Annotated in this window: 19 protein-coding genes; 14 read left to right on the forward strand and 5 right to left on the reverse strand. The window is 70.5% G+C overall.

Features of this window, described 5'->3' with window-relative positions; translation table 11 throughout:
- Positions 1 to 2 precede the first annotated feature (2 nt).
- The 8 genes from ACQPXB_RS30595 (at position 3) to ACQPXB_RS30630 (ending at position 4,259) form a co-directional block, all read left to right on the forward strand.
- The gene (locus ACQPXB_RS30595) at positions 3 to 269 is read left to right on the forward strand and encodes a gas vesicle protein GvpG (protein ID WP_366581338.1); all 267 of its coding nucleotides are present in this window, start codon (positions 3 to 5) and stop codon (positions 267 to 269) included.
- A 6-nt stretch (positions 270 to 275) separates the two neighbouring features.
- Complete coding sequence (gene gvpO, locus ACQPXB_RS30600) at positions 276 to 605, forward strand: gas vesicle protein GvpO (protein WP_366581337.1); 330 nt, start codon at positions 276 to 278, stop codon at positions 603 to 605.
- A 3-nt stretch (positions 606 to 608) separates the two neighbouring features.
- Positions 609 to 965, forward strand: a complete 357-nt coding sequence (locus ACQPXB_RS30605; protein ID WP_432845329.1) for a gas vesicle protein — start codon at positions 609 to 611, stop codon at positions 963 to 965.
- The gene (locus ACQPXB_RS30610) at positions 952 to 1,722 is read left to right on the forward strand and encodes a GvpL/GvpF family gas vesicle protein (RefSeq protein WP_366581334.1); all 771 of its coding nucleotides are present in this window, start codon (positions 952 to 954) and stop codon (positions 1,720 to 1,722) included. The genes ACQPXB_RS30605 and ACQPXB_RS30610 overlap by 14 nt, the downstream gene beginning before the upstream one ends.
- A complete protein-coding gene (locus ACQPXB_RS30615; RefSeq protein WP_366581333.1) occupies positions 1,719 to 1,904 on the forward strand; it encodes a gas vesicle protein in 186 nt (61 codons plus the stop codon). The genes ACQPXB_RS30610 and ACQPXB_RS30615 overlap by 4 nt, the downstream gene beginning before the upstream one ends.
- Entirely contained in the window at positions 1,897 to 2,184 is a 288-nt protein-coding gene (locus tag ACQPXB_RS30620) for a gas vesicle protein K (protein ID WP_366581332.1), read from the forward strand. The genes ACQPXB_RS30615 and ACQPXB_RS30620 overlap by 8 nt, the downstream gene beginning before the upstream one ends.
- A 220-nt stretch (positions 2,185 to 2,404) precedes the next feature.
- The gene (locus tag ACQPXB_RS30625; RefSeq protein WP_366581330.1) at positions 2,405 to 3,250 is read left to right on the forward strand and encodes a mechanosensitive ion channel family protein; all 846 of its coding nucleotides are present in this window, start codon (positions 2,405 to 2,407) and stop codon (positions 3,248 to 3,250) included.
- Between the two features lie 505 nt (positions 3,251 to 3,755).
- Positions 3,756 to 4,259, forward strand: a complete 504-nt coding sequence (locus tag ACQPXB_RS30630) for a DUF2231 domain-containing protein (RefSeq protein WP_366581327.1) — start codon at positions 3,756 to 3,758, stop codon at positions 4,257 to 4,259.
- Between the two features lie 15 nt (positions 4,260 to 4,274).
- Here the strand turns inward: ACQPXB_RS30630 and ACQPXB_RS30635 are convergent, their stop codons facing one another.
- Positions 4,275 to 4,919 carry a phosphate signaling complex PhoU family protein gene (locus ACQPXB_RS30635; protein WP_432845330.1) on the reverse strand — a complete coding sequence of 215 codons (645 nt, stop codon included), beginning with the start codon at positions 4,917 to 4,919 and terminating at the stop codon, positions 4,275 to 4,277.
- A 248-nt stretch (positions 4,920 to 5,167) separates the two neighbouring features.
- On the opposite strand from ACQPXB_RS30635, the gene ACQPXB_RS30640 reads away from it, so the two are divergent.
- From ACQPXB_RS30640 to ACQPXB_RS30660, 5 genes are all read left to right on the forward strand, one after another.
- On the forward strand, positions 5,168 to 5,968 hold the full coding sequence (locus ACQPXB_RS30640) for an FAD-dependent oxidoreductase (RefSeq protein ID WP_432856852.1): 801 nt from the start codon (positions 5,168 to 5,170) through the stop codon (positions 5,966 to 5,968).
- A gap of 127 nt (positions 5,969 to 6,095) precedes the next feature.
- Positions 6,096 to 6,950: an SDR family oxidoreductase gene (locus ACQPXB_RS30645; RefSeq protein WP_366581321.1), complete on the forward strand. Its 855-nt coding sequence runs from the start codon at positions 6,096 to 6,098 to the stop codon at positions 6,948 to 6,950.
- 33 nt (positions 6,951 to 6,983) lie between these two features.
- Positions 6,984 to 7,949 carry an acyl-CoA dehydrogenase family protein gene (locus tag ACQPXB_RS30650; RefSeq protein ID WP_432845331.1) on the forward strand — a complete coding sequence of 322 codons (966 nt, stop codon included), beginning with the start codon at positions 6,984 to 6,986 and terminating at the stop codon, positions 7,947 to 7,949.
- Positions 7,946 to 9,223 carry a bifunctional PIG-L family deacetylase/class I SAM-dependent methyltransferase gene (locus tag ACQPXB_RS30655; protein WP_432845332.1) on the forward strand — a complete coding sequence of 426 codons (1,278 nt, stop codon included), beginning with the start codon at positions 7,946 to 7,948 and terminating at the stop codon, positions 9,221 to 9,223. The genes ACQPXB_RS30650 and ACQPXB_RS30655 overlap by 4 nt, the downstream gene beginning before the upstream one ends.
- Entirely contained in the window at positions 9,220 to 9,906 is a 687-nt protein-coding gene (locus tag ACQPXB_RS30660; RefSeq protein WP_432845333.1) for a glycosyltransferase, read from the forward strand. The genes ACQPXB_RS30655 and ACQPXB_RS30660 overlap by 4 nt, the downstream gene beginning before the upstream one ends.
- Before the next feature lie 192 nt (positions 9,907 to 10,098).
- Here ACQPXB_RS30660 and ACQPXB_RS30665 read toward each other — a convergent pair whose 3' ends face one another.
- Entirely contained in the window at positions 10,099 to 10,449 is a 351-nt protein-coding gene (locus ACQPXB_RS30665; RefSeq protein ID WP_432845334.1) for a hypothetical protein, read from the reverse strand.
- A 94-nt stretch (positions 10,450 to 10,543) separates the two neighbouring features.
- Between ACQPXB_RS30665 and ACQPXB_RS30670 the strand changes: the two genes are divergently transcribed.
- Positions 10,544 to 10,861, forward strand: a complete 318-nt coding sequence (locus ACQPXB_RS30670; protein WP_386949809.1) for a cytochrome P450 — start codon at positions 10,544 to 10,546, stop codon at positions 10,859 to 10,861.
- A gap of 39 nt (positions 10,862 to 10,900) precedes the next feature.
- Here ACQPXB_RS30670 and ACQPXB_RS30675 read toward each other — a convergent pair whose 3' ends face one another.
- From ACQPXB_RS30675 to ACQPXB_RS30685, 3 genes are all read right to left on the reverse strand, one after another.
- Entirely contained in the window at positions 10,901 to 11,182 is a 282-nt protein-coding gene (locus ACQPXB_RS30675) for an ANTAR domain-containing protein (protein ID WP_432845335.1), read from the reverse strand.
- A gap of 135 nt (positions 11,183 to 11,317) precedes the next feature.
- A complete protein-coding gene (locus ACQPXB_RS30680; protein WP_432845336.1) occupies positions 11,318 to 11,764 on the reverse strand; it encodes a hypothetical protein in 447 nt (148 codons plus the stop codon).
- Positions 11,764 to 12,189, reverse strand: coding sequence for a DUF6292 family protein (locus ACQPXB_RS30685; RefSeq protein WP_432845337.1), 426 nt, complete (start codon positions 12,187 to 12,189; stop codon positions 11,764 to 11,766). The genes ACQPXB_RS30680 and ACQPXB_RS30685 overlap by 1 nt, the downstream gene beginning before the upstream one ends.
- Positions 12,190 to 12,261: the final 72 nt, after the last annotated feature.

Consider the following 12,261-nt stretch of genomic DNA (forward strand, 5'->3'; position numbering starts at 1 on the left):
CCATGGGTCTGTTGTCGGGAATCTTCGGCCTGCCGCTGGCACCGGTGCGCGGGGTCCTCGCCTTGGGCGAGCTGATCCGGCGGCGGGTCGACGAAGAACTGCACGACCCGGCGTCGGTCCGGCGTGAGCTGGAGGCGGCGGAGGCGGCGCGGGCGGCCGGCGAGATTTCGGCCGACGAAGAAGCCGAGGTGCAGCAACGGGCGTTGAGCCGGCTCACGGCCTCCCCGCCGAGCCGGCCCGTGCGCCGAAGGGACGAAAGGGAAGGGTGACGGCCGATGGCCACCGCCAAAGGTGAAGGCCGGGCCCCGTCGGCCCGCCGTCGATCGGAGCGGGACGGCATGATCGCCTCGACCGCGGCCGCCGCGGCGGTGCGTCAGCTGAACGAGCTGATCACGAACGAACCCGTGGGCGTCACGTCGGTCGAGCCACTCGAAGACGGCTGGGTCGTGGAGGTCGAGGTGATCGAGGAGCATCGCATCCCCTCGTCGGCCGACATCCTGGCGCTGTACGAGATCGAGCTGGACGACGAAGGCGACCTGCTCGCGTTCCGCCGCACGAAGCGGTACGCGCGCGGGAAGTCCGGCACCGGTAACGAGGGGAGCTGAGAGATGGTATCGGGACAACCGGTCAGCAGGTCCCAAGGCGGTCTCGGGGCGCCAAGCGGCCAGTCCTCGAACCTCGGCGACATCCTCGAGCGGGTCCTGGACAAAGGGCTGGTCATCGCCGGGGACATCCAGGTCAACTTGCTCGACATCGAACTGCTGACGATCAAGCTGCGGCTGGTGATCGCCTCGCTGGAGACGGCCCGCGAGGTCGGCATCAACTGGTGGGAGAGCGATCCGTGGCTGACCGGTGACAACGGGAAGCTGCAAGAGGAGAACCGGCTGCTGCGGGCGCGCGTCGCCGAACTGGAAGCGGCGCCGGAGTCCATCGAGGCGGGCGGAGAGGACGATGAACGCGAGTGAGGAGACCGGCGTGTGGCTCTACGCCGTGACGCCTGAAGCCGGCGCGTCCGCGCTCGGCGGCCTCACGGGCGTCGCAGCCGAACGCCCGCGGGTCGTCACCGCGGGCAGGCTGGTCGCCGTGGTGGGCGACGTGCCGTTGGGCTCCTTCGGCGAGGAGGCCTTGCGGCGCAACCTGGAGGACCTCGATTGGCTGGCCACGGTGGCGCGAGCGCACGACACGGTGATCGCGGCACTGGTCGAGCGGGGGCCCGTGGCGCCCGTCCGGCTGGCGACCGTCTACCACGACGATGCCTCGGTACGCACTGCCGTCGAAGAACGCTCGGCCGACTTCGAACGGACGCTCGAACACGTCTCACGCCGGGTCGAGTGGGGGGTGAAGGCATTCCTGCGGAACGATCCGGAGCCCACCACGGCCGCGACGGCCGGCGAAGGTGCAGGAGTCGCGTACCTCGCGCGGCGGCGCAGGGAACTCGCGTCCCGTGAAGACCGTCAGCAGCAGGCGGCAGACCAGGCGAGTCACATCCACGCCACGCTGTCCGACCTGGCGGCTGACGCCTGCACCCACCCGCCGCAGAGCCGGGCGCTGACCCATCAGGACGGGCCGATGGTGCTCAATGGCGCGTACCTCGTCGACGCCGATCGAGCCGAGCAGTTCGCCGAGGCGGTGGCCGCGTGGGACCGGGACAGCGCCGTGCTGACCGTGACCTTGACCGGGCCGTGGCCCCCGTATTCGTTCTCTTCACCGGAGGAACCATGACTGTGCCGGCGCGTGCCGGGAACCGCAATGTCGCGCTGATCGACCTGCTCGACCGCGTGCTCGCGGGCGGGGTCGTGGTGAGCGGCGAAATCACCCTGTCGATCGCCGATGTCGATCTCGTGCGCATTTCCCTGCGCACCCTCATCACGTCGATCACCGCATTGCAGCCCCATCATGAATGACGAGCAGAAGAACCGGATCAACGCCGACCCCGAGACCGCGGAACGCAGCCTCGTCAGCCTGGTGCTGACGGTGGTGGAACTGCTGCGCCAGCTCATGGAGCGCCAGGCACTGCGCCGGGTCGACCACGGGGATCTGGGCGAGGACAAGGTCGAAGAAATCGGGCAGACGTTGATGTACCTCGATCTGCGCATGGACGAATTGTGCGATCACTTCGGGCTGGACCGGCGGGAACTGAACCTCGACCTCGGACCGCTGGGGTCTCTGCTTTCCGACGAATAGCCCGCGCTGCTTGCTGTCCGGAACCCCTTTCGTCAAAAAATGACCGGGAAACGAAACACGCCGTGGAGTGACAACGGCGCGTTTGACCTGCCTTCAACGGGGTACGCAGGGGAAATACAACCTGATCGGGGTTTTCAATACCGGATAACGCGCTCATGCGTTGAGGCAAGAACAACTCGCGTGAGTTGCAATGCATTTCGTCCATGAGAGGACAAGATCAATGAACACAGGGTTCAACATCCTGCAAAGTCTGCAGAGTGCGTTCACGACATTCGTGGGGTACCTGCCGCAGGTGATCGGCGCGCTCCTGGTGCTGCTGATCGGCTTTGTCATCGCCAAACTGCTGGACAAGGCCATCACCAAAGGCCTGCAGAAGGCGAAGGTCGACGACCGGCTGAAGACCGGCGGCGGCGCGAACTACGTCGAGAAACTCTCCCCGCGGGGCAGCCCCGCCAAGCTCGTCGGCACGGTCGTGTTCTGGGTGATCATGCTATTCGTGATCTCCTCGGCCATCGGGACGCTGGGCATTCCGGCGTTGACCGGGTTCATGAACCAGGTGCTGAGCTACCTGCCCAACGTGATCGCCGCGTTGCTGATCTTCATCGTCGCGGCCGCGGTCGCCGGCGCGGTCGGCGGCCTGGTGCACCGCACCATGGGTGACACGCCGACGGGCAAGATCGTTCGCACCCTCGTCCCGGCCATGATCATGGGCATCGCGGTGTTCATGATCCTCACCCAGCTGGGGATCTCGCCGGTGATCGTCACGATCACCTACGTCGCCCTGGTCGGTGCGGCCGCGCTGGCCGCGGCACTGGCGTTCGGCATCGGCGGCCGCGAAGCCGCCGCGAAGCTGGTCAACTCCGGATACGAGAAGGCCAGGGAACAGAACGACACCATCAGGTCCGACGTGGCGATCGGCAAGCAGCGCGCCGCGCAGGACGCCGCCGACGCCAAGCACCGGGCCGAGCAGAAACCGGGCGGCCAGGAGCAGAGCGCACCGGCCGCGCAGCCGCCGCCCGTGCAGACCCAAACCAGGGCCACCGCCGACGGCGCGCATCGAGCCTGACACCCGGGCGGGATCCGGGCTGCCGCCGACGCCTCATCGCGCCGGCGGCAGTACGGAGCACGAGGAGCCGGACTGATGACGACCGAGCCGCAAGCCCCCTGAGCGAACGTCTGGACCGACGACGCCGTCGTGCACCTGGTCCCCATCGAAGACATTGTGTGGCACGAATTCTCCGACAGCTGTGTCTGTGGACCGGACAGCGAACCACACCGCCCCCAGGCAGCCGGGTCGGACGTCTGGCACGTCATCCACCATGCGCTGGACGGGAGGCCGTGATGGGCGGCCGTGTCCGAATGGCGAGCCGACGTCCTGCCACCGCTTCCGCACAGCCCGTTTTCCGGAATCCACGCGGGAACGCCAAGAATTCGCGTCTGCGGTGAGGATTGGAGCTCGACCGTCGGGGTAGGCCCCTGTCATGACCGAAAACACACCCTCAGCCATCAGGTACAGAATCCGGACTGCGTCGGAGGCCCCGCCGCACCGGCTGTTGTCCACTTTGGAAAACGTGCAGGCACTGGACGAGCCCGCGGCCGCGGTGGCGAGGCCGGTGAACAAGCTCTTCAGCGGCCAGGCCGGCGAAGAGCTGCGAGGCCGCAGTCTCGGCCATCCACTGCACCCGATCGCGGTCACTCTCCCGATCGGCGCGTGGGCCTGCTCGTCTCTGCTCGACCTGGTGCCAGGCAACGAAACGGCTTCCCGCCGGCTGGTCGGAATCGGGCTGATGGCAGCTCCGGCGGCCGCCGTTCTCGGCGCTGCCGACTACCACGAACTCAGCGAACGGCAGCGCCGGGTCGGGTTCTGCCACCTCGTGGTCAACCTCGTCGCGACCGTGATCTTCGCCGCCTCGTACCGCCGGCGTCGCCGTGGCGCGGCCGGGGGCAAACTGCTCGGCGCACTCGGCCTGCTCGTCCTCGGCGTCGGGGGTGCGCTCGGTGGGCACCTGTCCTACGCCCAGGGCGCCGGCGTCTTCCGCTGGGAGCCGCCTCCCGTCGGGCTCGACGGCCGGTGACCTCCGCGGCCGCAGTCAGACGGGCAAGGCACCGGTCACGGTGAATTCGAGGCGCCTGGCCACCGACACGCACTGGTCGCCGAAGCGTTCGTAGAACCGGGCCAGCAGAGCGGCGTTGGCCGCCGCGGCGGCGCTGCCTTTCCAGTCCTGACTCGTGACCAGCTCGAGTATCCGAGCGTGCAGATCGTCCACCGCTTGGTCGGCGTCGTCCAATTCGGCGAACATCCCGGCGAAGGGCGCGGCGATCAGATCCGCGAGCCGGTCGGCCATGCTCGCGGTGAGCTCGCCGAGGCGGCGAAACCCCTCCGCCAACTCCGCGGACTCGAACCGGCCCGGATGCTGAAGGCGCGCAGTGCCGGCGATGTGCGCGGCCAGATCCCCCATGCGCTCGAGCCTGTCGGCGCAGTACACCGCGGCCAGCACGAGTCGCAGCTCATGGGCGACCGGGGCCTGCAACGCCAGCAGCGCCTCAGCGTGTTCTTCGCACTCGGCGCGCTGGAGATCCAGCTCGATGTCGCTCCCGAGCACCTGCTCGGCCAGCCCCACGTTCGCGGTGAGCAACGCCGTCGTGGCCTGGCGCATCGCCTGCGCGCAGACGACGCACATTTCGGTCATCTCGGTACCGAGCCGAGCCAGCTCCTGATGGAATGCCTGTCGCATACCGACCACTACCCTCTCGCACGGCTCCGACGACCGCGTCTCGGGAGTCTTCCTCGGTTTCCGGGGTACCCCCGGACGGAAGCCGGGGAAACTTCTCGTTCACGGTCGCGCCGGCGTGAAGCTTTCGCCGCCGGCACGCCGTTGTGCGAGCGGAGACGCCAGGGGCCGCCCGGTGTAACGGCCGGGTTTGCGGGAACCCACGACGCAGGTGGCAGCCGGTTGAACAGCCAGCCGGCTGCCACCGCAAGGTGCGCCGGACCATTGCCTCCGCCGCGACGCCCACCAGCCACAGCACGAGCGGAATTCCGGGCACCGACCGCGCAGTCGATCAGGCGGGCCGCGCTACTCAGCTCCAGCGGTCTTTCGGCGCACGCGCCCTGACGTCGATCGTTTGGCGACCCGGCTCCACTCGTCCTCTTCTTCGAGCTACGCGCGAGTGGAGAACGCTCACGCACCCCTTCACGCGGTGTGTGCTCGCCACGGGTGCGGAACCGGTTCGCCCGCCCGTGCCGGGCGCCGATCATCCGGACGTTCGCTGCCTGCGTTCACTGACCAGCTCCCGCGAGCTGCGAGCAGCGGCCGGGCCGGCGCGCAGCACGGTGGTGGTGGGCGCCGGATTCATCGGTTGTGAGGCCGCGGTTTCACTGGCCCGGTCGGGCGTGCAGGTCACAGTCCTGTGTCCCGATTCGGTGCCGCAGCAAAAGCGCCTGGGCCGGGATGCCGGTGAGCTGATCCTGCGCTGGCTCAAGACCGAAGGCGTCAGCGTGCTGCGCGAAACCCGGCTCAGGTCGATCACCGAAGGCCACCGGGAACACCTGCGCACCAGCCGCCCCGAAGTGTACGCGGCCGGTGATGTCGCCTTGGCCCACAACCCGTCGGCTGGGCGTGCGCTCGCCGTAGAGCACCGGAGCGAAGGCCTCGCCATGGGTGAGGTCGCCGGCCGGTCCGCCGCGGGCGTGGCCGTCGGCGTCCTCACGCACAACGCCGACGACGACTACGAGCCGGGCGCCGAACTGATCCACGAGCACCGTCCGGTTCCTTCGCAGTAGGCCCGGACCGGACCTTTTCGCGGTAGCCCGCCGCCGGAACCGAACGCCGGCGCCGCAGGCAGCTTTGGAACCGCCCGCGCGGGGGTAACCGGTGGGCGCAAGGACCCTGACTGTACAGGAGAAGCGCATGCCCGACCGACAACGTCCGCCCCAGGAGCAGGAGCCGCCCGGGGTCACCGAGGAGATGGAGCCGCGCCCGCGGGACACGATGGACGGCTACGAGGGCCACGGGCTGCTCGCGGGCCGGCGCGCGTTGGTCACCGGGGGCGACTCGGGCATCGGACGGGCCGTGGCGATCGCGTTCGCCAAGGAAGGCGCGGACGTCGCCATCGCCTACCTCGAAGAGGACGACGACGCGAAGTACACTGCGAGCCGCGTCGAAGCCGAAGGACGCAAATGCGTGCTGCTGCCCGGCGATCTGGCCGCCGCGCGGCACTGTCGTGACGTGGTGGCCCGCGCCGTCGAGCAGCTCGGTGGTCTCGATCTGCTCGTGAACAACGCGGCGGTGCAGTGGCCCGTCGACGCGCCGGAGAACCTCACCGACGAACAGTGGCTGCGTACGTTCGACGTCAACATGCACAGCTACTTCCGCGTGACCGCCGCCGCGCTCCCCCACCTGGGCGCGGGCTCGTCGATCATCAACACCGGCTCGGTGAACGGCCTGCGCGGCAACAAGTCCCTCATCGACTACTCGGCCACCAAGGGCGCGATCCACGCGTGGACGTACTCGATGGCCCAGGCGCTGGCCGAGCGCGGGATCCGCGTGAACTGCGTGGCGCCGGGTCCGGTGTGGACACCGCTGATCCCTTCGACGTTCCCGCCGGAGAAGGTCGAGACGTTCGGCTCGCAGGTGCCCTTCGGCCGCGCTGCGCACCCCGACGAGCTGGCACCGTCCTACGTCTTCCTCGCCGCCGACCGCCTTTCCTCGTACTACAGCGGCGAAGTCCTCGCCGCCCTGGGTGGCGAGACCACCCCCGGCTGAACCCCCGACCGATCGGCAGACAGGAACCTCGTGATGACCTCGTTGCTGAGTGCCGAGCCGCCCGCGGAACCGCTTCCGGTGCGGCGGACCGTCGAATGGGTGGCGGCCGAACTGCGTGCGCTGCTGGCAAACGGCGCCATGGAGCTGCCCGTGCCCGGCCACGGGCTCGCGCGGCGCTGGAGGGCGCTTGCCGCGTGGGGGCGGCGAGACCTCGCGTTGGCGCGGCTGGCCGAAGGGCACACCGACGCCGTGGCGATCCTCGCCGAGGCGGGCCGCAAGCCGGAAACCGGTGCGCTGTACGGGGTCTGGGCCGCGAAGTCCGGGGGGACCGGCGCGGTCCTCGACGGCGGCCGGCTCTCCGGGACGATCCGGTTCTGCTCCGGGCTGACCACGCTCGACCGCGCACTCGTGGCCGCCGGGAGCCGACTCGTGGAGGTCGACCTCACCGCTGCGGGCGTGGTACGCCACCCCGAAGCGTGGCAGGCACTGGGGATGGACGCCTCCGACAGCGGCGACGTCGTCTTCGACTCCGTTCCCGTCGCGTCCGACTCGGTCATCGGTCCCCCGGGCTGGTATGTCGAGCGGCCCGGGTTCGTCTTCGGTGGCACGGGCGTCGCGGCCGTGTGGCTGGGCGGTGCCGCCGGTGTCTTCGACGGGGTCCGCGAAGTGCTGCGGGGGAACGCCGACGACCACCAGCTCGCGCATTTCGGTGCGCTGCACACCGCGATCGCCGCGGCCGACGCCCTGCTCGCGGCGACCGCCGGCGTGCTCGAGGACGCGCCGGATCCCGGGCTGCTCAACGACACCTGCCGCGCGAGCGTGGAGCAGGCCGCCCGTGAGGTGCTCGACCGCGCGCCCCGCATCACCGGCCCCGCGCCGATGTGCCGCGACCGCGGGTTCGCCCAGCGCCTGGCCGACCTGCAGGTCTTCGTCCGCCAGCACCACGGCGAGCGGGACCTCGCCGCGCTGGGCCGCCGCGTGCTGGAGGTGACGCAGTGAAACCGTTCGTCCCGGAGAACGAGTGGACGCGGGAGTTCGAGCCGTGGCCGGACGACGGCTTCCGGCGCGTGCTCGTGGTCGCCGCGCACCCCGACGACGAAACGCTCGGCGCCGGTGGGCTGGTGCAGCACCTGCACGCCGCCGGCGCGGCGGTGACGCTCGTCGTCGCCACCGACGGCGAAGCCGCGTTCCCCGCCGCCGGCACCGACGAACGCCGCCGGCTGGGACGGGCCCGCCGCGAGGAGCTCGCGCGGGCGCTCGCGGCCCAAGGACTGTCCGAAGTGGAACCGATCTGGCTCGGCCTGCCCGACTCGGGCCTGGCCGGGCACACCACGGAGCTCACGGACGCATTGCGCGAGCACGCTGCCGACCGCGACCTGTGCCTGATGCCGTGGCCGGATGACCCGCACCCGGATCACCGGGCGGCGGGGCGGGCCACGGTGGTCGCCGCGCCCGTGACCGCACACTGCTGGGCCTACCCGATCTGGCTGTGGCACTGGGGCCGGCCGGACTCGCCGGACGTCCCGTGGCACCTCGCCCGCGCGTACTCGCTCAGCGGCGCCGAGCGGGCGGCCAAGGCCGCCGCCGTGCGCGAGTTCACCTCACAGCTCAAACCCGGCCCCCGCGGCGAAGACCCCATCCTGCCGCCCGAGGTGCTGGCCCATTTCGACCGGCCGCACGAGACTTTCCTGCGCGTGCCGCCGACCCGCTCGGCGCCCGTCGGCCGGTTCGCCGAGCTCTACGACCGCGCGGCCGACCCGTGGCAGGTCGCCACCAGCTGGTACGAACGCCGCAAACGCGGGCTGCTGCTCGCCGCGCTGCCCCGCGAGCGCTACGGCACCGTCGTCGAACCGGCCTGCGGCACCGGGGCGCTGACACGCGAACTCGCGGCCCGGTGTGACCGGCTCCTGGCCTCCGACCCGGTGCCGCATGCTGTGCGACGCACCCGGGAAGCCACGGCCGGACTGTCCACAACGGACGTCCACGAGGGCGCCGTGCCGGACGTGCTGCCCGCGGGCCCGGTGGACCTCGTCGTGTTCGGCGAGCTGCTCTACTACCTGGACGACGCCGACCTCACCGCCACCATCGACCGGACCGTGGCCTCGCTCGCGCCCGGCGGCGAGATCGCGGCCGTGCACTGGCGCCACTGGGCACCGGAGGCGCCGCACGACGGCCAGGAGGCCCACCGGCGGCTGGCCGGGCACCCCGGGCTCGAGACCGTGGTGGAGCACGTCGACGAGGAGTTCCTGCTGCACGTGCTGAGGCGCCGGTGATCGACGCCGCCGCAGTGGTCGTCCCCGCCCGGGACGAAGCCGCGACCCTGCCCCGCTGTCTCGACGCCATCCGCCGTGCCCTGGCCCAGCTGCCGGCCGGGATCACCCGCACCGTGGTCGTCGTCGCCGACCGCTGCACCGACGCCACCGCCGCGCTCGCCCACCGCCACGGAGCGCGCGTCACGACGAACACCCGGCTCACCACCATCGGCGCCGTGCGCGACCTCGGCTGCGGCACGGCGCTGCGAGCGCTCCCCGGATATCCGGCCTCCGAGGTGCTGCTGCTCAACACCGACGCCGACACCGAAGTCGCGAGAGCGTGGGCAGCCCGCCACCTGGCTCGGGCACGCCGCGGGTGGCACGCGTCGGCCGGCCCGGCGCTGCTGTCCGAGCCGTTCCCGGGCAGCAGCGACGCCGCCGCCCGCTACCGCGGCATCGTGGCCCTGGACAGCCCCAACGTCTACGGCGCCAACCTGGCCGTCCGCGCCGACGCCTACCGCGCCATCGGCGGATTCGGCCCGATCGCGACCGGGGAGGATCACGCGCTCTGGCAGCGCCTCGGCCGGGCCGGGTTCCGCCGCTGCCACGAACCGGCGGCCCAGGTGTTCACGAGCGCCCGCCGGCAGGGCCGCGCACCGGGCGGGCTCGCTTCGCTGCTGAGGGAACTCGGCGCAGGGGGCTGAGCCGCCCCAGGCTTGACCTGGCCGATCCACGCCGCGGCCTGGGTGGAAACCCGGCGGCAGGAAGGGAGCCCACAATGCTTGGGCTGCTCGTCGCGTCGTGGAGACCGGAGCAAGAAGCGAGAAGCCGTTTCCGCATCGCGCCAGGGAAGCGTTGTCAGGACCAGTCCAGGGTGCCCGCCGGCACCCCGATGTTCATCGAAGGGTTTTCGCGCCGTTGATGAACTTGTTGGACGGATTGGTGAAGGAGAGCGCAACGCCGACGACCGCGGCCAGGACACTGATGTACCCCAGGACGGTGCACTGACCCACGAGCAACGAAATCAGCTGCAGTGCGGTGATGACAGTGAGCACGATCCGCGCCCGGTTGCGCCCGGCCCGCAGCTTGAAAGCAAAAAGGAGACAGAGCAACGCGATCACCACGGCGACGACCATTCCGACGTTGACCGCCTGATCGATCTGGGCATCGGTGAGCTGCCCGCCATTCTGTCTGTTGGACGATCGCAGGGCATCTACCAACGCGCCTTTGTTCCCGAAGATCAGCACCGCCCCTACGACGACCACCTCGCCTGGGCCGCACGCGCACCACCCCGGCTTTCCGTCCGGCGAACTTCGAGCGCACGTCGGTCTGCACCTTCGAGTGGGTAAGCCTCTGGCCGATCACCCGGCGTTGCTACGCGAAAGCCGCACGCCGTACTTCCAGCGCGGCCCCGACCAGGTGCCCTGCGCGAACACCTTCGAGCCGGCCCTCTGGCTCGACGGCCGCGCCGCGGCCAGCCCGGCGCTCGTCCCGTTCAGCGGTGGTCCTGCCGCCTGCCCGGGCCGCGACCTGGTGTTCTTCACGACGTCCGCGGTGCTCGCCAACCTGGTCCAGCAGCACGGCGCCACCCTCACGCCGGGCGACCTGCCCCTGACGCTCGACAACTTCGGGCTCCGCTTCGAGGTCACCGCACGTTGATGCCAGGAGAAGACGACGCCGGGGGTCGCTTCGTGTCGTTCAACGATGGTCGGTGCGTTCCGCGCTCCAGATTCCGGCGGACTTGAGCTCGGCGAGCACGGCGGCGGTCGTCTCCTGCGGCACCGCCGCCGTACGCCGGGTGCCGGCCGCGACCACCACCGCGGCGACGTCGTGCAGTTTCACGTTCGTGTGCTGCGAAACCTCGCGCAACGCCGTGAACGCGTCGTCCGCCGACCAGCTCCGCAGCACCATGAGCATGCCCTTGGCCTGCTCGATCACCGGCCGCGTCGCGAGCGCGTCCTCCAGCTGCTTCACCTTCATGGACTGCTCGACACGATCCGCTTGAGGGTTCACTCGAGAGTCCTCACACCCGTCCCGATTCAATGCTGTGACGACAAGCTGTTCCGCTCGGCCGTTTTCCCCAGAACTGTCCACATCGGACGTCCGCTGGTTCGATCACGCAGCCACCTGCGGCATGGCTCCTTCTTCCAGAGCTGATTCCGCTTCGGCGAGAACTGCGTCGATCGCACGCAGCTGCGCTTGGGTGCGGCGGATGGTGCCCGCGGCTTCCGCACGCAGGGCGGCCGCGCGGCGCTGCGCCGTCAGAACGAGGTCGTCGGCTTCCGACCGGGCCAGCGCGAGCAAACGGCTCACCTTCGCACCGACCGCGGCCGGGTCCGCCGGGGCGCGGCAGAAGCGGTCGAGCTGGTCACGCAGCGCGGTGATCTCGGCGCGGGCTTGGGTGAGCCGGTCGGCGAGGAGTTCAGCCTGGGAATGCGCGGCATCGCGGTCGAGGGTGAGCAGGCGCAGTTCCTCGTGGAGCTCGGCGAGCCGGTCGTCGACTTGCTCGCGGTCGTAGCCGCGCAGTGTGAGCGCGAAGCTCTCGGGCAGCGGCAGCGTCATCACGGCCGCACCCTCTCGCCGAGCAGAGCGACAAGTTCCTCGGCGCGGCCCGCGGTCCGGAGGCGGGGCGGATCGGGTGTTCCGATCGTGTGGTCGTCGGCCAGCACGGCTTCGGTGAAGCGAGCCACCTGCTCCGGCGTCGGTGCGACGGTGCCGCCCAAGTAGCGGACGACGATGAGGTCTTCACCGGAGTGGGTCTCGACGGCTGCGGCCCAGCCACGCTCCTCGTCCCACAACAGCGCGAAGTCGCGGTCCGGGTACGCCGGGTGCCGCTGGTCCAGCGCGACGTAGGCCGACAGCGGCGAAGCATGGTCGAGCGTGCACGACTCGAGGCCGATGCCCAGTTCGGCTGTCACGGCTCGCAGGTACGCGGTCAAAGCGGCGGCGGCGTGGTGGTCGGTCGGGATGTCGATCGATGAGGTCACGGGAGCCGATCTCCTCTCTCGTGCGGGAGGGCCGGGCCGGGGCGAGCCGGCCCGGCCCTCGGAAACGGCACG

The organism is Amycolatopsis sp. CA-161197, assembly GCF_050942255.1.
Taxonomy (GTDB): Bacteria; Actinomycetota; Actinomycetes; order Mycobacteriales; family Pseudonocardiaceae; genus Amycolatopsis.